The 21,740-nt window shown below is 53.9% G+C and carries 14 protein-coding genes; 1 reads left to right on the forward strand and 13 read right to left on the reverse strand.

The features are described from left to right. Window positions 1–41: 41 nt before the first annotated feature. From SACSAC_RS03140 to SACSAC_RS03200, 13 genes are all read right to left on the reverse strand, one after another. A complete protein-coding gene (locus tag SACSAC_RS03140; protein WP_037283401.1) occupies window positions 42–647 on the reverse strand; it encodes a TetR/AcrR family transcriptional regulator in 606 nt (201 codons plus the stop codon). Window positions 648–652: 5 nt separating this feature from the next. Further along, window positions 653–1,285 carry a YigZ family protein gene (locus tag SACSAC_RS03145; protein WP_037283403.1) on the reverse strand — a complete coding sequence of 211 codons (633 nt, stop codon included), beginning with the start codon at window positions 1,283–1,285 and terminating at the stop codon, window positions 653–655. Between the two features lie 202 nt (window positions 1,286–1,487). After that, window positions 1,488–2,843 (reverse strand): glucose-6-phosphate isomerase, encoded by a 1,356-nt coding sequence (locus tag SACSAC_RS03150; protein WP_037283405.1) that lies wholly within the window; start codon window positions 2,841–2,843, stop codon window positions 1,488–1,490. 259 nt (window positions 2,844–3,102) lie between these two features. Further along, window positions 3,103–5,121: a transketolase gene (gene tkt / locus SACSAC_RS03155; protein ID WP_037283407.1), complete on the reverse strand. Its 2,019-nt coding sequence runs from the start codon at window positions 5,119–5,121 to the stop codon at window positions 3,103–3,105. A 275-nt stretch (window positions 5,122–5,396) separates the two neighbouring features. Next, window positions 5,397–6,857, reverse strand: a complete 1,461-nt coding sequence (locus tag SACSAC_RS03160; RefSeq protein WP_037283409.1) for a carboxylesterase/lipase family protein — start codon at window positions 6,855–6,857, stop codon at window positions 5,397–5,399. 151 nt (window positions 6,858–7,008) lie between these two features. Next, complete coding sequence (locus SACSAC_RS03165) at window positions 7,009–7,998, reverse strand: LacI family DNA-binding transcriptional regulator (RefSeq protein WP_037283410.1); 990 nt, start codon at window positions 7,996–7,998, stop codon at window positions 7,009–7,011. A gap of 99 nt (window positions 7,999–8,097) precedes the next feature. Continuing rightward, window positions 8,098–11,451, reverse strand: a complete 3,354-nt coding sequence (locus tag SACSAC_RS03170; RefSeq protein WP_037283411.1) for a GH36-type glycosyl hydrolase domain-containing protein — start codon at window positions 11,449–11,451, stop codon at window positions 8,098–8,100. A gap of 22 nt (window positions 11,452–11,473) precedes the next feature. Further along, window positions 11,474–13,636 (reverse strand): glycoside hydrolase family 3 N-terminal domain-containing protein, encoded by a 2,163-nt coding sequence (locus SACSAC_RS03175; protein ID WP_037283413.1) that lies wholly within the window; start codon window positions 13,634–13,636, stop codon window positions 11,474–11,476. A gap of 432 nt (window positions 13,637–14,068) precedes the next feature. Continuing rightward, window positions 14,069–15,685: a type 2 periplasmic-binding domain-containing protein gene (locus tag SACSAC_RS03180; protein WP_037283415.1), complete on the reverse strand. Its 1,617-nt coding sequence runs from the start codon at window positions 15,683–15,685 to the stop codon at window positions 14,069–14,071. A gap of 67 nt (window positions 15,686–15,752) precedes the next feature. Beyond that, the gene (locus tag SACSAC_RS03185; RefSeq protein ID WP_037283418.1) at window positions 15,753–16,661 is read right to left on the reverse strand and encodes a carbohydrate ABC transporter permease; all 909 of its coding nucleotides are present in this window, start codon (window positions 16,659–16,661) and stop codon (window positions 15,753–15,755) included. Window positions 16,662–16,681: 20 nt separating this feature from the next. After that, the gene (locus tag SACSAC_RS03190; RefSeq protein WP_245608719.1) at window positions 16,682–17,554 is read right to left on the reverse strand and encodes an ABC transporter permease; all 873 of its coding nucleotides are present in this window, start codon (window positions 17,552–17,554) and stop codon (window positions 16,682–16,684) included. Window positions 17,555–17,815: 261 nt separating this feature from the next. After that, window positions 17,816–18,826 carry a LacI family DNA-binding transcriptional regulator gene (locus tag SACSAC_RS03195; protein ID WP_037291896.1) on the reverse strand — a complete coding sequence of 337 codons (1,011 nt, stop codon included), beginning with the start codon at window positions 18,824–18,826 and terminating at the stop codon, window positions 17,816–17,818. Between the two features lie 608 nt (window positions 18,827–19,434). Beyond that, window positions 19,435–20,232 (reverse strand): alpha/beta hydrolase, encoded by a 798-nt coding sequence (locus SACSAC_RS03200; RefSeq protein ID WP_037283421.1) that lies wholly within the window; start codon window positions 20,230–20,232, stop codon window positions 19,435–19,437. A gap of 1,070 nt (window positions 20,233–21,302) precedes the next feature. Here SACSAC_RS03200 and SACSAC_RS03210 point away from each other — a divergent pair. Beyond that, window positions 21,303–21,515 (forward strand): hypothetical protein, encoded by a 213-nt coding sequence (locus tag SACSAC_RS03210; RefSeq protein ID WP_037283436.1) that lies wholly within the window; start codon window positions 21,303–21,305, stop codon window positions 21,513–21,515. The last annotated feature ends 225 nt before the right edge of the window (window positions 21,516–21,740 follow it).

The following is a 21,740-nucleotide window of genomic DNA, read 5'->3' on the forward strand; positions in this document are numbered from 1 at the left end:
TTTCTCGCACCGACGCATCAACGCGTCTTTTAAGCACTCATTCAGCGCCGTGAAGCGGGCAGATGCAGATTCTCGCACAAAATGCGCACATGCGCCAAAGCTGCCGGACGTATTTCATCGAACGAAGCTTTTTCTTGAATGTAGTAAGAGACAAAACCGTGCGCCGACAAAAAGAGACTGAGCGGGATGCTCTTCAATGACTCTTCGGTATGCTGCCCTTCTTGATCCAGATGTCCGCGGACAATGGATGCGAATAACTCCAGACATCGGCCCTGTTCGTTTCGGCAGTAAGCCAGCAGCTCTTCGTCGCGCGTCATGAACATGATCTCGTACTGATGCGGGTGATCGAGTCCGAAGCGAATGAACTCCAGCAGCAACAACTCGGTGCGCGTGAATTCTTCCATCTCCGGCGCGTTCACCACGCTGTTCAGGCAGCTCGACAAATAGCCGAAATCTTCGATGACGATGGCGTAAAACAGCTCCGCTTTTTCTTTAAAATGATAGTAGAGCGAACCATGGCTGTAACCGAGATGTTGTCCGATACTGCGCATGGAGATAGCACGGTATCCTTTGGTGATGAACAAGTGTCTCGCCGCTTCCAGGATTCGCTCGCGCGACAGTTCCTGCTCTACTGCTCTTCTCGCCATAGTCGTTATTCCCCTTCGATGTAATAAACCGGATCTCCCTGCACGATGTCGGCCTGCCCTTGCGTCAGATCGGTGATCCAGGAAATAAAACGATCGGTGTCTGCAAACGGAGGTAAGCAGAGCAGCGTTACTTTGTCCGTAAACGTGGTTTCGCCTGTACGAACGTCTCGGCCGCGCAGCTCGTTTTCCAGTTTGCCGTGCCACGTGTAATCGATCGTCACAAACACCTGCGTATGCAGCACCCGAAGGATCTCGTCGCCGGCTTCGACCGCAGCTACCGCTCCATCCGCATAAGCCCGAATCAGGCCGCCCGCACCGAGCATGATGCCGCCGAAGTAGCGGGTGACGACAACAGCTACATTCTTCAGTTCCCGGTTCTTCAATACTTCCAAAATAGGCTTGCCCGCCGTACCGCTTGGTTCTCCGTCGTCGGACTGTCTTTGAATTTCATCACGTTCGCCAAGAAGGTAAGCCGAACAATTGTGGGTGGCGCCGCGATGAATTTTTTTGATTTCGTCGATAAACGCGATCGCCTCTTCTTCCGTTTCGACCGGACGAATATGACCGATAAACCGCGATTTACGGATGACGATTTCTTTGTTCCCCTCGTGCCTGACTGTCTTGTACCGTTCCAGCATAAAGTTCTTCGAACCTTTCCTTATAGTAGAAAGCAGTTCCCCGTGCTCGCAAACGCGCCAGAGACGCGATGCACACGGGTGAACTGCTTTCTTCTGTTTGGTCCGGTCATCCGCCGTTCGGCGAATTAACCGGTGGTTATTCTCTTATTAAAACAGGAATTCACGTTGGCGTAAAGATTCATGTCAGAATTATTCCGCAGAATTATTCGGACAGACGCGATTCCAATTCCGCTTTTTCTTTTTCGAAGCCGGGCTTGCCCAGCAGCGCAAACATGTTTTTCTTGTATGCTTCAACGCCCGGTTGGTCGAACGGATTGACGCCCAGCAGGTAGCCGCTGATGCCGCAAGCCTTCTCGAAGAAGTAGACCAGGTAGCCGAACGTGTACGGGCTGAAGTCTTTGATGTTGACGATCAGGTTCGGCACTTGACCGTCCGTGTGCGCCAGCATCGTGCCTTGGAACGCTTTTTTATTGACGAAGTCCATCGTTTTTCCAGCCAGGAAGTTCAGACCGTCCAGATCGTCCGCGTCTTCTTCGATCGTGATTTGCTCGGATACGTTTTCCACTTGGATCACCGTCTCGAAGATGTTACGGCTGCCTTCTTGGATGAATTGACCCATGGAGTGCAGATCGGTCGAGAAATCGACGGAGGACGGGTAGATGCCTTTGAAGTCTTTGCCTTCGCTTTCGCCGAAGAGTTGTTTCCACCACTCCGATACGAAGTGCAGCGACGGCTCATAGTTCACGAGGATTTCCGTGCCTTTGCCTTTGCGATACAACGCGTTACGAACAGCCGCGTACTGATACGCTTGGTTCTCGGCCACGTTCGGGTTCGAGAATTCGTCCGATGCGTCGGCAGCGCCTTGCATCATTGCGTCGATGTCTACGCCGGCCGTTGCGATCGGCAGCAGACCTACAGCCGTCAGCACGGAGTAACGACCGCCGACATCATCCGGAATGACGAACGATTCGTAGCCTTCTTCGGTCGACAGCTTTTTCAGGGCGCCGCGAGCGGTATCCGTTGTGGCATAGATGCGCTTGCGAGCTTCTTCTTTGCCGTATTTTTTCTCCAGAGCGGCGCGGAAGATACGGAAAGCGATCGCAGGTTCCGTTGTCGTGCCGGATTTGGAAATGACGTTTACGGAGAAGTCTTTGCCTTCGACCAGTTGCAGCAGATGCGCCAGGTACGTCGAGCTGATGCTGTTACCCGCGAAGAAGACTTGCGGAGTCTTGCGCTGCGACTTGTCTTGCACGTTGTAGAACGAGTTCGTCAACATTTCGATCGCGGCGCGCGCACCCAGGTACGAACCGCCGATGCCGATTACGATCAGCACTTCGGAGTCGCTTTGGATTTTTTCCGCGGCTTTCTTGATGCGTGCGAATTCTTCTTTATCGTAGGCTTTCGGAAGATCGATCCAGCCGAGGTAGTCGGAACCTACGCCTGTTTTATTGTGAAGCTGCTCGTGAGCAAGCTTGATCGGCTCTGCGAAGTAATCAACTTCGTGCTGCCCGACGAAACTGAGCGCTTTGCTGTAATCGAAATGAACATTTTTAGCCATAATGGAAAAGCCTCCTCTGAATTTGCTGCTTGAATCACCTTGCATGGTCAAACATCCAGAACCAGCATACTGGATTTCGCGGGGACTGACAAGCGCGACAGGTCACACTTTAGGCAGAAAAACACCCCTGACGTCATCCAGCAGGAGTCCATCACCGGATGCTCACTTTCGCTTGGACGCCTCAGGGGCGAATAAAAGCAGGGCAAAGCTTGTTGAGCGCTGCGAAAGCCGTTCAACAAGCCTAATCCTTCGTAGAAATTTAGTTAAGCAGTGCTTTGACTTTAGCTACCACGTTATCCGGCGTAAAGCCGTATTCTTCCATCACTTTACCGCCTGGAGCGGAAGCGCCGAATGTATCGATGCCCAGAATCGCGCCTTGGTCGCCCACGTAACGCTCCCAGCCGAACGGACTAGCCATTTCAACGGCAAGGCGAGCTTTGACGTCAGGCAGCAGGACGGAATCCTTGTACGCCTTGTCTTGCTTCTCAAACAGATCCCAGCTCGGCATGCTGATGACGCGAACCTGGATGCCTTCTTCGGCAAGCTTCGCTTGGGCTTTAACAGCCAGTTGAACTTCGGAACCCGTTGCGAGGATTTGTGCAGCCGGTTTGCCGTCTTTGGCATCGGATACGACATAAGCACCGCGTGCTACGCCTTCCCATGCGCCTTCAACCGTTCCTTCCAGGATCGGCAGGTTTTGACGAGTCAGCACCAGCGCAACCGGATTTTCTTTGTTTTGCAGCGAGTATGCCCAAGCAGCGGATGTTTCGTTGCCGTCTGCCGGACGGATCACCGTCAGACCCGGAATGATGCGGATCGAAGCCAGTTGCTCGATCGGCTCGTGGGTAGGGCCGTCTTCGCCGACCGCGATACTGTCGTGCGTCAGCACGTAAGTCACGGGCAGCTTCATCAGGGAAGCCAGACGGATTGCCGGACGCAGGTAGTCGGTGAATACGAAGAACGTACCGCCGAACACTTTGATCCCGCCGTGCAGGGCGATACCGTTCATGGCGCCCGCCATGCCGAACTCGCGCACGCCGTAATAAATGTTGCGTCCTGCACGATCCTGCGGCGTGAACACCGTGACATCGTTCAGGTGCGTCATCGTCGAGCTTTCCAAGTCGGCCGATCCACCGAACAGTTGCGGCACGTTTTGCACGACGCCGTTCAATGCTTTGCCGGAAGCTACGCGAGTCGACAGATCTTTGTCGGAAGTCGTGTACTTCGGCAGATCCTTATCCCAACCTACAGGAAGATCAGCGTTGAAAGCAGTCAGGAATTGAGCAGCCAATTCCGGGTTTTCGTTTTGGAATTTCTCGAATTGATCATCCCAGATTTTGTTCGTCAGTTCGCCTTTTTCTTTCACTTTGGCGAAATGTTCGCGAACTTCGTCCGGTACGAAGAAGTTTTCTTCATGAACCCATTCGTAGAATTCTTTGGTCAGCTTCACTTCGTCGGAACCCAGCGGGGAACCGTGCGGGCCCGCGTGGCCGCCTTTGCCTTGTTTGTTCGGGCTGCCGTAGCCGATGATCGTTTTCACTTCGATCAGCGTAGGGCGTCCCGTGTCGATCTTCGCGTCTTCGATCGCTTTGGCAATCGCGTCCAGATCGTTGCCGTCTTCGACGCGCAGCACTTGCCAGCCGTAACCTTCGAAGCGCTTTTGCACGCTCTCGGAGAACGACAGGGAAGCTTCGCCGTCCAGCGTGATGTCATTGGAATCGTACAGCATGATCAGTTTGCCGAGCTGCATATGGCCGGCCATCGAAGCCGCTTCGTGGGAAACACCTTCCATCAGGTCGCCGTCGCCGCAGATCGCGTAAGTATAGTGATCGATCAGTTTATAGTCGCCTTTGTTGTATACCGAAGCCGTGTGCGCTTCCGCAATCGCCATGCCGACCGCCATCGCTACGCCTTGACCCAGCGGTCCGGTCGTTGCGTCAACACCGGCCGTATGGCCGAATTCCGGGTGACCCGGCGTTTTGCTTCCCCATTGACGGAACTGCTTGATTTCTTCCATAGGAAGATCGTAGCCCGACAGGTGCAGCAAGCTGTAAAGCAGCATCGAACCGTGTCCGGCGGACAATACGAAGCGATCCCGGTTTACCCAAGTCGGGTTCGACGGGTTATGATTCATCGTTTTAGCGAAAAGTTGGTAGCCCATCGGTGCCGATCCCATCGGCATGCCCGGGTGACCGGAGTTTGCTTTCTCGATCGCATCGATCGAAAGGGTACGTACGGTTGCGATCGACAGATCGTCGATTTTGATATTGTTAGCCATGTTCTAATATCCTCCTCGGTCGCTTCCGGCATTACCGGAAACGGATTGTGAAGACTCCTGTTGTCCAGTATATCATTTTGAAACATTCATTTCCATAGGATTCGAAACAAAGGCGGAAATTTGGAGCATGTCGACACGAAAAAGCCGTATCCGCCTATGCATCGACCCATAGAACTTTACCCTCCGCGTCGCCTGGATACGCGAAATGCAGCGAATTCGAAGAAAAGAATCTTCAGCGTTTGTCTTCGATCTCTAAAATATTGTTCTGCCGCATATTAATCGAACAACTCTTCCCGTTTCGCTCGCTCCGGGTCGCTCTCCGTCCGCGGATTCGTATCGAAGATCGCCGTGTGCCGCGTATCCGGTTCGTAGCGCGCCCAGACAAGGGAAGGTATGGACGGATCTCCGGAAGCCGCAAACGACTGCCAGGCACCTCGCATGGCATCAGCTACATGTTGCGCTGAAGGCTCGACACGCACACCTATTCTGCGCAATAGCGCGAGATTGTCGAACACGAACGGCATTTCTGCGGCATGCACGGCCTTTCCGAAGAACGGATGACCCGGCAGCGTCCAATCGAAGCGATACATCCATACCGGAGCATGCTTGCTTTGCGCTTCCGCAAACGCAAGCGATGAACGCCAGAAATACAATTCCGTCATTGCCCGGGCTTGCCCTTCCACGGTCAACGGATAACGGCTTGTCCAAGCGCCGGCCTCCTGCACGCCGGTGAGCGCGCGAATCGTATGCGCGAATTCGTCCGGCGAAGCAAGCTGGGATTCGTCCCGCAAAAAGAAATCGCCTTCGTCATGGTTCGTGCCTACGATCAAGGAAACGCCTTCAGCCGCGCCGTGAGAGATCGCCGATAAAGGTTCTTCCGGCAAAGTTGCCGCTTCGACGACCGGCTGGAAAGGCAGCGCGGGCCATTCTTCGCCTTCCTGCGCCCTCATTTCGGCCGCCGCGAGCAACAGCTGCTCAGGCGCGAACGTCTTGAGCCGTTCCAGATTGCCTCCGTCCACGCTCAGGCGACGCAGGAATGCCGCGGCGACGATTTCGGCTTGCACGGACGGCATGGACTGCGCGCCGCCGCTTTGCATGATCGCTTTATGGAATAATCCTTTAGCCGCAGGCATGGCCAACACGGCAGCAATGCTCATCGATCCTGCCGATTCCCCGAATAACGTGACATTGCCAGGGTCTCCGCCGAATGCTGCAATATTTTTTTGCACCCATTGCAGCGCCTGCGCCTGATCGGACAGGCCCACATTGGAATCAAAACCTTCGCCAAGCGGCGACAGGTGCATAAATCCGAGCGGTCCCAAACGATAGTTCAACGACACAATCACACATCCGCCGCGCAGCGCAAGCTGCGTTCCGTCATACAGCGGCAGACTCGAAGAACCCGATACGAATGACCCGCCGTGAATCCATACCATGACAGGAAGTCCTTCTCCTCCGTTTTCGGGTGCCCACACATTCAAGTACAGGCAATCCTCGGACATCGTGACGCCCGGCGAGGCAAAGATCGAATCTTCCGGAGGCTGCGCCTGCAAAGCGATCGGGCCGAAAGACAGCGCATCCCGAACTCCCTCCCATTCCGTAGGCGGCTTCGGAGCGCGGAAGCGCAAATCGCCGGTCGGCGGTTGCGCGTACGGCACGCCTTTCCAGCTTTTAACGCCGTTTGCCGAAGCTCCGCGCAATTTTCCTTGTTTTGTTTCAATGATTGTATACTCCATCGTCTCTCCTGCCTTTCCGAATCGAACGACTAACTTCTCTTCCATTTAAGCACAGCGCATGTATACGGTTCAAATTACGCCAGGCAAGCGCTTATCCGGTCTAAAAAGAAAAAGCGTTCTCCCGCGGGAAAACGCTTAACGCGATTTGCATTCAGTTAGATGAGTTTCCAGAAACATGCTGCTTGCCCACTGACCCGCCTTCGATCAACTTTACCTGAATCAATTCGTGTTCGATCGGGTCGCCTGCCAATATGCGCAGCAAATGCTCGGCCGCAGTTGCGCCCCATTTGGCGCGGGAATAGTCGACCGTCGCCAAACGAGGCTGCAAGTATTTGGTCAGTTCGATGTTATCGAAGCCGATCACGTGGACATGCTCGCCGACTTGAAGCTCCGTCTCGCCCAGCACGTTGCAAATTCCGACCGCCATTTCATCATTCAGGCAAAATACGGCTACAGGTTCTTGGTACTCGCCGATAATTTGCTGCGCGGCCAAGGCGCCGCCTTTTTTCTCGAAATTGCTGACGATCTCGATCAATTCTACGTCCGGGTGTTCTGCCGCGATTTGGCGGACTACCGCCAGACGTTGATTGGAATCGTACGAATCTTCCGGTCCCGTGATCACGTACAGCTTCCGATGGCCTTGCGCGATCAAATGATTCATGGCAGCGGCCGCGCCGGAGCGGTTATCCAGCAGCACCCGATTGATGTTCGGATGAATCAACTCGCGGTCAAGCACGACGATCCGATGCCCGCGATCCGCGTAACGCAAAATTTCCTCGCTGTCGAAACCGGAGTCGAGAATGATCGCTCCGTCGATCATCCGCTCGGGCAGCATGCGATGCGACTGCACGCCGCTGCAGACGATAAGATCGTAACCCTGCTGATTTAGCACATCCTTGACGCCGTCCAACAGATCGCCGTAAACGTCGCCTCGGAAATCGGTCAGGAACACGCCGATGATGCGGGATTCTCGCTTCTTCAGCGTGCGTGCCGCAGCATTCGGCACGTAATTCAGCTCCTCGGCAATGGCCAAAATGCGCGAACTGGTCTCTTCCGTCACCTTGCTGCTGCCGTTTAACGCATAAGATACTGTTGAAATCGATACTCCCGCCTTCTTGGCGATATCCTTGATACTTACCAATCCACTCGCTCCCCTGTCTGGTTGCCTTTTTCTTCTTATACCCATCTAACAGACAACAAAGGCGATCCGTCAAGATCGCCTTGTGTTTTTTGGTGAATTTTATACGAAAATTTCAATTTTATTGCTATTTTTGTCAGCCAAATCCTCGAATTCGGTGCGAGCGATCCGAATTCCGCCTTCGCGGTAACGATTGTCTCCCGCTTTTTCGCCGATCGGTTGGCCGTTCAGTTTGACGGATCCGGACTCGCTTGTACCGATTCGGAACACGAACGTGGCCGGAATCCCGTCATAGCTAAAGTCCAGGTTTAAACCGTCGAGCGATGCCGGAAGAACCGGATCGACGATCAGGTCGCCGCCGTCTTGACGGATGCCGAGAACGTTGCCGATCAGCTGGTTCATGTAGATCCCGGGGCCGCTGGAATAGATTCTCCATCCGCCCTTGACTGCAACCTCGCCGTTTTTCAGCTCGCCGAAGCGTTCCTGTGCATCGTACCGATTATTGAATTTGCCGTCCGAGCTGCTGAAATACGAGTTGCTTTGGCGCAATTCCGCGTTCGGCACCACATCGCGGATACCGACCGGGTTGATGATCGCAAGGCCGTTCCACGTCTCGTCGGCCAGACCCAGCTTCGCCATCGCTTCCACGTAGCGGATATGGGCGTGCACGTATTGCAGGCCGATCTCGCGGCCGAAGTTCGAAGCTTGCTCGGCGCGTTTGAAGTGCGTGCTGACGCCGCCCGCGTACTGCGCGGGACGGTTCATCAGACGCACGCCGTCCGGGCAGAAGAATTCGCGTTTGATCAGCTCATAGTGCGATTTTGCCTGTTCGGGCGTCAACAGTTCTCCGATCATGCTGCGCGTCATCGGCAGCAGGCGGTAGTTGATGCCCGTTTCGTTGTCGCTCGGGTGCAGCATCGGCTTCGGTTGATCCGCTTCTTCCATGTATACGAATCCCGGAATAACGTCCGTATTCAGCATGTAACGGTTGAAGTCGGCTTTGATGCCTTCGGCCAGTCCTGCCAGTTCGGCCGCGAACGCCGAATCCGCATCTTGCAACGCTCCCGACAATACGTTGACCGTCTGATACGTCAGCGCGACCGTCCAGCTGCTCACCATGTACTGCTTAAGCTGCGCGTTGGCCGGTTGAAGTGTATCGTCCCAGTCGCCGTCGCCGTACGAAGACAGGAACGTGTGATGCAGGAAGTTATTTTTGATATATTGAATTTCTTTTTTCGCATGATCCAGAACGGTATACGCGTCTTTGGTAAACCCGAATTCGTGCTTGATCGTATACGGTACTTTTTCTTCCAAAATCCCGAAATCGCGAGTCGTTTTCAAATAGTCGCCCAATACTTTCAACGGCCAAACGATGATGTCCCCGTGGCTCTCCTCTTGCTGGATCGCGAAGTATTTGTCGAACATGAACCATTGCGGCCAAGCGCCGTCGTCTTCATATTGGTGCGAATAAACGGTTTTGAGGATGTCTTTGACCTGGCCGTATTTTTGCGTCGCCATGAAATACTCCACCGGACCCTGGCAAACGTCGCGAGTTCCCCATGCCGCGCCGCCGTACTGCTCCAATCCGTGCGGGGAGGAGTAGTGAACGAGCATGTTATGCGTATACCACCAAGCGAGCGCATTGACTTTGAACAGGTCTTCGTGCGTCGCGTCGCCGTCTTTGGACAAACGGAATCCGTTCATCACGTCCTGGTAGAAGTCGCGGTAAGCCGCGATTTCTTCGTCCAGCGAACGTTTTGCCGGGGAAATGCTTGCTCCGTCGAGCAGCCCTTGAATCGTCAATGTCCACTCCGCGCTCGAATCGAGCGTCAGCGCCACCAGCGAAGCATCTCCCGAATTCACGCCGTTGGCAATCACCGACTCGTCGCCGACCGATACGCCCGCACCTTCGACGTTCATGACGTAAGCCAAGTTCGGATAGGCATTTGCGCTCAGCGAAGCCGAATCCGCGGTAAACGTGAGTTTGCCGTTTTCTTCAGTCATATGCAGCGGGAATTCGTATTCGTTTACGTTCATCGTCACTTGCGTCGTCACCAGATAACGGTACGCTTGACCGCTTTTCGACGCGACGTGCATACGCACTTCCGGGCTGTCCACGGTTGTGGAAGTCGTCACGAAGATCGTGTCGCTGTCCGTTTTGTACGTCCAGCGCGCATAGTTGAATCCGATCTCGAACAGCGACGGCAGCGTAAGCAAACGATACTGGCCGTCGACCTCGATATAGATGCGCTGACCCGCCGTTTTCGGCACGTTAAGCGCATTGCGCGCATTGCTCATCATTTTGTTGAAGTTGGTGTTGCCCAGCACGAGCTGCGAGTTGAAAATGCCGTACATGTACGCGGTCGATGCAAGGACGGGCACGCCGAACTCCACGTTGCCGCCGCTCATCAGGATATGGCCGTGAGGGCGCTCGACGAGACGTTCTTTTTCTTTTAACACGACATGCTCGTACGTATCCGTGAAGAAGGCGAGCAGCCTGCCGTTCTCGCGCTCTTCTTCATACCGGTTCGGGAAAAGGGCGTACACTTCTTCGTCGGCCAGATCCAGCGTTTGCAGCGGCTCGCCGATTTCCGGTTTGAACGATACGGACGGCAGCGGAAGCAGCTTGTCGGTTTCGTATCTGTCGTACTCGTGCCAAGCAATCTGAATGTCCGTTCCGAACTCGGCTTCCGTGATTGCTTCCGGATGATCCGCGCGATATAAACCGTAGAACACGAAACGCTTTTCGCCGCTGAGCGGCATACCTTCCGACTGAAGCGCCGTATAGGCGAATTCGTATTGGTAGATTTCGCTGGCAAGACGTTTATGCGTCAAAGCTTCCGGCACGTTCGTTTCTTTGTACGATTTGCCGAAGAACTGGAATCCGTCGGTCGAATAGCCGGTTGCGCGCGTAAGCGAACCCTGCTGCATGTACGGGAATGCGCCGCCCTGCGGTTGGTTTTGACGGGAGCAAACGATGTAGCCTTTATGCTCGTCCTCGAACACGGCGTGGTCAATATATTGCGACAGATAAGCCTCGTTGCTGCGAACCGCGCCCGGATCGGCATCGCCGACGTCTTGACCGTACACGATATCGAGATCGACGCCTTCGCCGCGCGCAAGCACGTCCCAGAACCAAACATCCTGCTCGGTTACGGCAAACGTTACGGTATACGCAACGCCGCCTGCTTCGCCTTCCCAGACGACGCGTTTGCCGTTTTGGCTGACTTTGCTGTTCGAATGAATGCCGAGCAGCGGGTAAGAATCAATGCCCGACTCGCGATGAATCCGCAGGAACAGATTATTGAGCGAGCCGTCCAGCGGGGACGACAGCAGTTGGTTCAGCATCGTTTTGCCGCCGAGCGCTTGGTACAGGTCGCCGCTCGGCCAGAATGTGAAGTTCAAGCTGCCCGCCTGAACGTTGAATTTCGAGTTCGTGTTTGCGATAGTCGCCATGAATGCGTTCACTCCTAATTAATCAATTTAAAATGAAAGAATCGTTTAACGTATCCTGACTGTTGCGGCCGACAAAGACTTCGAAACGGCCCGGATCGCTTTTGAAGCTGAGATCTGCATGGTGATAGCGCAACTGCTCTTCATTCAAAGTGAATACGGCCGTTCCGCGTTCGCCCGGGGCAAGCTCAAGTCTGACAAAGCCTTTTAACTCGCGAACCGGACGCACCACTTCGCCCGAGACGTCGCGGACGTACAGCTGCACGGTCTCGACGCCTGCGCGCTCTCCGGTATTCGTTACGTTCACGGAGATCGTGAGCGGAGACTCGTCCGTCATTTGTTCGGAAGAAAGCTTGAGTTCGTCATAGGCAAAGGTCGTGTACGACAATCCGTAACCGAACGGCAGCAGCGGTTCGTTCGGAGCGTCCAGATACTGCGAAACGTAACGAACCTGCGCGTCGGCGGCTCCCTGCGGACGTCCGGTGTTGAAATGGTTGTAATACACCGGAACCTGTCCGACGGAATGCGGGAACGACATGGTGAGCCGCGCCGACGGATTGACCGCGCCGACGAGAATGTCAGCTACCGCTGCGCCGCCTTCGCTGCCCGGATACCAGGCTTCGACCACGGCGCCGACTTTGTCGTATACGCCGTGCAGATCGAGCGGGCGGCCGTTGAACAGTACAGCAGCGGTAGGCTTGCCCAGCTCCGCGATACGAGCGATCAGGTCCAGTTGGATTTGCGGCAGCCGGATGTCCGTCCGGCAGCCGGCTTCGCCGCTCATCTCGGAAGCTTCGCCCAGCGCCAGCACGACGATATCGGCTTGAGCCGCCGTTTCTACGGCCAAACGAAGTTGTTCTTCAGAGCCTTCCTCGATGCCGCAGCCGACCGAGACCGTTATAAGTTGACTTCCGACGCGATCGCTCAAAGCCGAATCCAGCTTGACCGCGTCTTCCGTCGAACCGCTCCATGACCACGGGCCGAGAATATCGCCGCTTTGGGCAAACGGTCCGATCAGGGCAACTTTGGCTTCAGGCTGAAGCGGCAGAATGCCGTCGTTTTTGAGGAGAACGGTCGAGCGGGTCGCCAATTCGTAGGCGGCTTCGCGATGCTCGCGGCTGAACACGACTTCCGCTTCGCGTTGGGGACTCGTGCCGCGGTGCGGATTGTCAAACAATCCTAACTTTTGCTTCAATTGCAGAATGCGCAGGACCGATTCGTCGACCAGCGCTTCGTCCACGCTGCCGCTGCGAACCAGTTCGGGCAGTTCGTGCACGTAGCAGGCCGTCATCATCTCGATATCCACGCCTGCGCGAATAGCCTTATAAGCCGCTTCGCGTTCGTCTTCGGCGACGCCGTGCGGAATCAGTTCCTTTACGGCGCCCCAGTCGGAGATCAGCACGCCGTCGAAGTTCCATTCGTCGCGCAGCAGATCGCGCATCAATTTCTCGTTGCCGCTGGCCGGGATGCCGTCGATCGTGTTGAACGACGTCATGACCATCTCGCATCCTTCGTCGAGAGCGGCTTTGTAAGCCGGCAAGTAGTATTCGCGAAGCTGGCGCTCGGACAGATCGACCGTATTGTAATCGCGGCCCGCTTCGGAAGCTCCGTAAGCGGCGAAATGCTTCACGCAGGCCGCGACGCGCTCGACTTCTTCCGTCAAATCTTCGCCTTGCAAGCCGCGCACGAATGCGCGCGCGAACAGGCTGTTCAGGTAAGGGTCCTCTCCTGTCGACTCCATGACGCGTCCCCAACGGGGATCTCGTACCAGATCGACCATCGGCGCAAACGTGACGTGAATGCCGGAAACGGCTGCTTCGCGAGCCGCGATTTCGGCGCTTTTTTGCGCCAGATCCGTATCCCATGAACAGCCGATTGCCAGAGGTACCGGGAAGATCGTTTTGAATCCGTGCACGATATCCGCCATGAACAGCAGCGGAATGCCGTGCGGATTTTTCTTCATATGGGCTTCCTGCACGGCGATCGCGCCTTCCGCGCCGGCATAGCCGAGAATCGAGCCGCTGCTCGCGATCATGCGGTCGGTGATGCCCATCGCCTGCATCGGGCCGGTAATCTGGCCTTCGTCGCCTGCTCCTTCATAAAAAGGAGCTGCGAGTTGGACGAGTTGAGCGACTTTTTCTTCGAGCGTCATCTTGCCGATCAGGTCAAGAAGCTGCTGATTGTCCATATCGAGTCCTCCAAGCATTGTGATAGTTAGCGTTATAAAACTGAGATTAAGATCAAAATTAAATTGAAAATAAGGATGTTGTGTTTCTCCATTTTTCAGGATTTTGCACAATTGGTTGGTTAGAAGACCTTGAAGAACGTTTTATGGACAGTTTGTAATCGCAGTTGAAACGTTCTGCGATTACAAACTCACCAGTTGAAGCGTTCTGCGATTAAGAACTTTTGATTAGGCAGATCTGATCTTAAACCTTGGCCGTGCTTCTCGTTTCTCTCTAAGAAACGGGAAGCACGGTAATTATGCAAATTCCTCATCTTAGAAGAGAAAACCCGGTTCGTGCGGAAGTTCCGCGCGCACCGGGTTAGGATTACGGCCGGGCCTATAGGCAAGGTGCCGTCCGGACCCGGATGTTGCAGGTGGGTGATTCAGCTCGGGTTATTTGCTTGCGAAGTCGCCGCTGTTCAGTTCGTCGAGAACTGGTTGTACCAGAGACTGCTTGCTTTCTACCCATTTCTTCCAGTTTGCTTCGAGATCGCCGGGTTGCAGGATCAGGTTCGCATACTCGGTCGCATAATCGAAGTTTGCTTGGTCTTTGGCTCTGGACGTATACAGTTGGAAGTCCCAATCGTAATCGGCCATCGCGCCGCCTTCGGTGCTCAAGGAAGCTTTTTCTTTGTACAGCTCGACCGAACGGTCGCGGAATTCTTTTTTGATTGCAGGGTTGATTACGCTGAAGTCGTCGCCCAATACGTACAGACCTTCGAAGCGGCCCGGGTATTTGTCTTCAAGCGTCGTGCCTTCAGGAAGCGTGCTGACCAGCTCGCCGTTTTCTTCTTTCCAGTCTTCGCCTTCGAAGCCCAGGTTCAGAATGCGCTGCGCGTCTTCCGAAACGGAATATTCGATCATGTCCATGATCCGTTCGAATTTCTCTTGCGAGATATCCGGGGAGAAGATCAGGGACGACCAGAAATTGACTTGCTCCAGGTTGCGGTATTTGCCGTCTTCGCCGATAATCAGCGCTTCGTGCACGACTTCGGAGCTGTCCAGGTTCAGGTTCTTTTTCATCGCCGTGTCCATGTCTTGTCTGTACGAAGCCAGACCGCCCAGACCCGCGATGCCGGAAATTCCGGTCACTTTGAACGCGTCTCCGCCTTCGCTGTTTTTCCATGTGTAGAATTCAGGATCAAGCAGGCCGTCTTTGTACGCTTGCTGCATCAGTTTCAGGCCTGTCAGCGTCGACTCGTCGGCAGGTCCCCAAACGTACTTGCCGTCTTCGCCTTTGTAGAACGCCGATTCCACGCGGGAATGTTCGTTGTTCGCCATCATGAAGCCTGTCAGAAGGTCGCCGGCGTTGAAGGACATCGGAATCAGTCGGTTGCCGACTTTGCCCGGATCTTGTTCTTTCACGAGTTTGGCGAATTCCATCAGCTCGGTAACCGTGTAAGCGTCCTTAAGCTCGAAGCCGACTTTTTCGGCCCAGTCTTTGCGGATCGCGATAACGCCGATTTGGTTGAGCAGCGGATCTGCCGGTTGGTTTTGGAAGTAGACCGGTTTAGGCAGGACGTACGTGCCGCCCACTTTCTCTTCCAGACGTTCGCCGAGGCCTGTCGAAGCGTAAGCCTTGGCTGTTTCCGGCCAGCGTTCTTTCCAATCGTCCGGGAATTTGTAGAACAAGCCTTGGTCGATATAGTTCATCGCGTCGCCTTGAACGTAGTTCCAACTCGCGAAGTCCGGAAGGTCGCCGGAGTTGATCCACAGACGCATTTTTTCCGGCCATGAATCCCAATCGATATAGTTGTAATCCCAAGTGATGTTAAATTTGTCTGTGAAGAATTTGTGGAACTTGTCGTCCATGTTGGCTTTCGATACGTCGGTTACGCTGGCATACGAGATGGTCTGATTGTTTGCGTATGTGCCATCTTCATTTTTTTCGTCCGCCGTGCCCGTAGCTGCATCGTTACCGCCGCTGCCGCAAGCCGTAACCAGAACCATCAAGACGGATAACGCGAGCAGGAACAGCGACTTGACCGAAAACATTTTGTTCGCCTTCATGTTGTACCCCCATTTGAATTGGATTTTTTGACGCCCCATGTTTACCTTGTAAAGCTCTATTGTACGATCAGGTCTTGATAGCCCCTGTCAATACCCCTTTTGCGAAGTGCTTTTGCAGCAGCGGGAAGAATGCCATGATCGGAAGCATGGTCACGAACACCGCTGCCATTTTCATTCCGGTAGAGAACGATGCGGCCGTGCCTTGACCTACGCTGGTCGCGTTGGAAGCATTGGTTTGCGATTCGACGATGATCGCCCGCAGCACGTTTTGCAGCGGAAGCTGATCGGCTTTGCGCAGGAAGATCATCGCGTCGTACCAGCTGTTCCAGAAGGCGACCCCGTAGAACAAGGCGATGGTCGCCATGATCGGAGCGGCCAGCGGCAGCACGACGGAACGAAGGATTCTCCATTCGCCGGCGCCGTCCAGTCTCGCGGATTCCATCAGCGATTCCGGCAGGCCCTGGAAGTAGTTCATCATCAGGATCATGTTGAATACGCTGAAGCTTCCGGCAAGGATAACGGCCCATAACGAACCGGTCAGGCCCAAGTCTTTCATGATCAGGTACAGCGGCACGATACCGCCGTTGAAGATCATCGTGAACAGAACCAGGAAGAAGATCGGCTTTTTGCCCGGGAATTTCGGACGGCTCAGGCCGTAAGCCATGCTGACCGTCAGGAACAAGCTGAGCGGCAGGCCGGCGGCCATAAGCTTGATCGTATTCCAGTAACCGGTCAGGATGCTTCCGTCCGCGAACAGCGCTTGATAGGAAGAAAACGTCGGTTCTTTCGGCCACATCAGCAGCGGATTTTCGGCGTACTCGCGCTGGGTGGCGAACGAGATCATGATCACGTTCCAGAACGGAATCAGGATCGACAGCGCGCCGAGCGTCAATATGATGAAGATGAAAATATCCAGTCCCGTGACTCGGGTCGTATTGAATTTGCTTTTTTTCGGTTTTCTCGCCAAAGTGCTCATAAGGCTTTCCTTCTCCTCTCTTATCGGAACAGGCCGTCTCCGCCCAGCCACTTCGCCGCTCTATCGGCAAGCAGCAGCAGGATCATGTTCACGATGGAACGGAACAAGCTGACTGCGGTCGAGAACGAGAAGTCCGTGGAGGACTGGAATGTAATCCGGTAGATATAGACGTCGAGTACCTGCGATACGTTTTGCGTGGCCGCGTTCGCCAAGTTGAAGATCTGGTCGAAACCGGAAGACATGAGTCCGCCGACCGACAGGATGAACATGATCGTGACCGTCGGCATGATGTTCGGAAGCGTGACCCGGAACATCTGTTGCAGCCGCGTGGCGCCGTCGATCTGCGCCGCTTCGTATTGTTCTTGGTCAATACCGGAGATGGCGGCCATGAAGACGATCGCGCCCCATCCGGTCGATTTCCAGATGTCCGTGAGGATGATCATCGGATAGAAGTTTTGCTCGGATCCGAGGAAGTTGATCGTCGGCAGTCCGATCAGAGCCAGGAAGCTGTTGACCAATCCGTCATACGCCAGCACGTTGATGATGATACCCGACACGATGATCCACGACAGGAAGTGCGGGAACGTGAACGCGGTTTGCAGCACCTTTTTGTAACGGCGCATCCGCAGCTCGTTCAGCAGCAGCGCGAGCAGGATCGGGAACGGGAACGTGATGAACAGCTTGATGATATTGACGTACAACGTACGCCATACCGCATCGGCAAACGCCGGGTCGCGGAATACGTATTTGAAGTTTTCGAATCCGATCCATGCGCTGCCCCAGATTCCGTCGTTGGCCCGGTAATCCTTGAATGCCAGCGACAGGCCGCCCATCGGCAGGTAAGCGAACAAGATCAACCAGATCAATCCGGGAAGCAGCAGGGTGTAGGTCATTCTGTACTTCCAGATTTCGATGAACAATCGTTTGAATTTCGATTCTTCCCCTTTGGACGAACCCGGGGTTATCGTTGCGGGTTTCACACGGCATCTCCTCACTCTACTTGAGTCTTTATGTTGCTTCTAAACCATAACCGCTGCGGTTACAAGAGGTGAAACGTTTCGATCAGCGTAGAAAGGCCGACTGATTTACCGCCAACGTGAACGGTTTCAGCAAGCGGTTACTTCTTGTTCCGATCAAAAAGCCCTTTCGGACTCTTAATTGACTTTACGGCTGGATCCTCGCTTGACGAGCATGGATTCGAATACCACATGTCGGTTCGCCGTCTCTCCCGCAATCAGATCGAATAAAATCTCGACGCTGACGTGGGCCATTTCGACGCCCGGTTGGCTGATCGTATCGAGCGACGGGTGGTAGTACTCCGCCATCTCGATGCCGTCGAAGCCGACGATGGATACATCGCCCGGAATCGACAGTCCCGAGGACAATACGGCTTTCGCTGCTCCGATTGCAATTGCGTCGGAAGCTGCGAACATCGCCGTGATACCCAGATTTTTGCTTAGCAGACGCTTGGCGGCCGCGAAGCCGAAACTTGGTGCGTACTCGCAATCTTCGACGAGAGCCGGATCGTATTCGATTCCGTGCTCTTCAAGCGCTTTCTTGTAACCCAATAATCGGCGGTTGCCGATCGTGTTCGCCATGAACGGGAACCGGGCCAAAAAACAAATGTTGCGATGCCCGAGCGAGATCAGATAACTTGTCGCTTTGTAAGCGCTCTGCACATCGTCGATCGATACGCTGGAAAATGCGGCTGGATCGACATCTTTCATAGTCGTGATCGTAGTCAGGACAAAGGGAACGCCGAGCTGATTGAACTCTTCTTCGGAGTGATCGTACGTGCCGCCCATGAAAATGACGCCGTACAGATTCTTTTCCCGGATCAACTGCATCGCCGCGGCAATTTCGTCGACTCCGTCTTCGACCTGTTGGATCATCAGCGGGCAGCCTCTTAAATGCACCTGGCGTTCCACTTCTTTGATCATGTTGGCGAAAAAGGGATTCGATATGCCTTTAACCATCAGAGCGATCGTATTCGACTGGGTCTTCTTCAAGTTGCGCGCATTACTGTTCGGCACGTAATTGTACTGCTTCACGACTGCCAGAACCTTGGCACGGGTGGTATCGCTGACGACTCCGCTATTGTTGAGCACTCTCGATACCGTCGATATGCCCACTCCGGAAATTTTCGCAATATCCTTGATGTTCATCTCGTTCGCCACTTCACCCCGGTTGTCAGACGGCTGCTTGAAAATCAAGGCAAACGCCGAGCTGTTTTTAAATTCGTCAACGTCTATGGGAAACGTTTCCCATGATGCAGGAAGCGTTTTCTCAAGCTGTCGAATCGTTTCGATACACATCATAAACCTCAATATTCGAAGTGTCAACACCGTTTGCATGAAATTTTAAAATTGCGAACTGCTCTTTTTGAACCGCTTCCAGCCTTATCCATTGAAATCATCGCAATCCCCGAAATTTTCAAGATAGTAAACGGTTCCATTTTGACTTTTTGCCATTTGGGACAAAATCGAAAACATTCAAATTGATTTTTTCACTTCTCCCATAGGAAACGTTTCCACCTCCTTTTCACTTCCCTATTCACCCATTACAATTTTAATGAATCAGTTTATTCGAAATATTTAAATCCCGCTTCGATCGGACAGAAAAGCAGCGTTGCATGACTTTGAGCCGAATTCCTTTACGGTTCGACAATTACACGCCGTGGGAGGTTCGAACCGTCGCGCGCCAAAAAGCCGAAAACAGCATCGCTGCTTCGGCTTCGGAAGTGTTGATCATGGGTTTTCAAGCCTTATGCCGATTATCGGGAAAAAGCGTTCAGCTTCAACCATGAAGCACACTCGTCCGTCCAACGTCGAACATGTTCGTCTCCGTCGGCCATGCCCATGCCGTGCCCGCCAAGCGAGTAGACATGCAGGTCAAAAGGTACGCCGGCACGTCCCAGCGCAGAAGCAAACAATAGACTGTTTTCCGGCGGAACAAGACCGTCTTCGGACGTATGCCAAAGGAAAGTCGGCGGCGTATCGCTTGTCACGTTGCGCTCGCTGGAGAGCGACTCGATCTCCTCTGCGGTTGCCTCGGCTCCAAGCAGCGCGATCCGCGAACCGGCATGCGTATACGGCTCTTGCAAGGTGATGACCGGATAGCAAAGCATCAGCAGATCGGGACGGCTGGACTGGCGCTCGATCGGATCTTCCGAATCCGGCAAGCCCGCATCATACAAAGTCCCCGCAGTCGAAGCCAAATGTCCGCCTGCCGAAAAGCCCAAGACTCCGATCCGGGCAGGATCAATGCCAAATTCCCCGGCACGATGGCGCACGGTGCGCACGGCGCGTTTGACATCGGATAATGCGCTTGGGTAACGATAAGGAGCCACCCGATAGCGAATGACGAAAGCCGAAATTCCGAGCGTGTTCAACCACAACGCGATCGGCTCGCCTTCATGTTCGGCACGGAACTCATAGCCGCCGCCCGGACACACGATTACGGCTGCATTGCTGTCCCCTTCAACCAGGTAAGGGAAAATTGCAGGTACATCTTCATCGGCGGTGCCCAACGCATTCGGCGCACCTTCCGGCCATAAAATTACGGAATTCATGATTTCATCCTCCTAAAAGTCGCTGACAGACTCCAAACTGAATGTTAAAGTCCAGTGGCTTGGTCTTGAATAAATCGAAAGTTAACGTTCGCCTGAAACGCGCATGATTCCAGTATGATTCAGGCGGGCGAAGCCGTTCACTAATCCGAGACACGCTGCTAGGGCGTGCCTTCAAACCTGCCAACGTGCATCTTTTACCGCCTTTTCGCACTGCCCAGCGTCACTTTCCCTTGACGTGCCCCGGCACGCCTTCAGAAAAGTTCCTTGTTCAGCACGAAAATTCGGCAAAATCTGCTTCCGTCGAGGTTTGAAGACACGCTCTAGCGGATCGCATATCCGTTAGAACGCTCATTTTCGCGATCTGAAATCCGTAGCGGATCATAGGAACGCTTAAACCGGAAAAACGGATGAAATCCGCACGAAAATCGGCCTTTTTCACCGCTAAGCGTCGCTTCGTTCCGTTAAAAATCTCAATTCCCCGATTTGGAGCGCTAAGCGTCATGTCGATCCGTTACACGTCATCTTCGCCGGATTGCGCTTGTCCGATCTGGTTAAACGAACCGATGCGGAGCGGGCTTTGATAGATGAACCACGCTGAACCTCAAATCCAATCCGGTCAAGGTACCCGGTTGAAATTCGGCCTGTCATGTTTGGCTACTTTTATATTATACGCTTTCACGAAAAGAGTCATAGTGGTTTTACAAAAAAACGAATACGGTTTCGAATTCGGGTTGTCCATTGCCTTTTGACATTATTCACGCGGATTGAAGTCCATGCGGGAACGCTTTTGTCAGGGTCTGTGTTACAATAATGCCTATGCTGCTTAAACAGAAACGGTGTAGGGCGTGTACGCAAACTCCGCCGGGAGCAGATTGAGCTGAATTTTCGTTCTCGGCAAGGAATTTTTCGAAAGCGTGCCGGGGCGCTTCAAAGGAAAATGACGCTGCCATTGGCGGATGACTAAACGCTTCAAGTAGACATCCGCAGAGGGCGAAAAGGCAGGTCAAGGTGCACGGCGCACGAGTTTGCGTACACGGTCTAGTACTTTGTAATACTAAAGGAGGATTTTCATGGCCAGCAATCGCAGGCTCGACACTGAGCTGGATTTTCAGGAAGCGATGGACCAGGAACGAACGGTACGCGTGTTTCGCGACGATGAAATGATTAATTCGGGCGGATTGATCGTTCGCTTCGAAGCTTCCATGGTCGCGATTCAATCAAGCGTCAGCGATCTGGATTATTATGATCGACAGGCTTGCGAATTTTTTGAATTGCGTAGATAGAGTAGATGGAAATGTTTGTTTCACGCAGGAACGCGTGATTCCCGACGTTAAAAAAGTCCTTCGAAATTGCCGGATCGGCAGATTTTCGAAGGACTTTTTCCGTTTTGAAACCGGTCAAGAAAAAAACGGTTTGCTTACGAAGGATTTATTTGCCTCCGCGCTTCTTTGCGGCCAACAGCCGCTCCATGGCGCTGCCGCCGGACTCTGTCGGCGGGGAAGGCTCGC

The sequence above is a fragment of the Saccharibacillus sacchari DSM 19268 genome (assembly GCF_000585395.1).
Lineage (GTDB): Bacteria > Bacillota > Bacilli > Paenibacillales > Paenibacillaceae > Saccharibacillus > Saccharibacillus sacchari.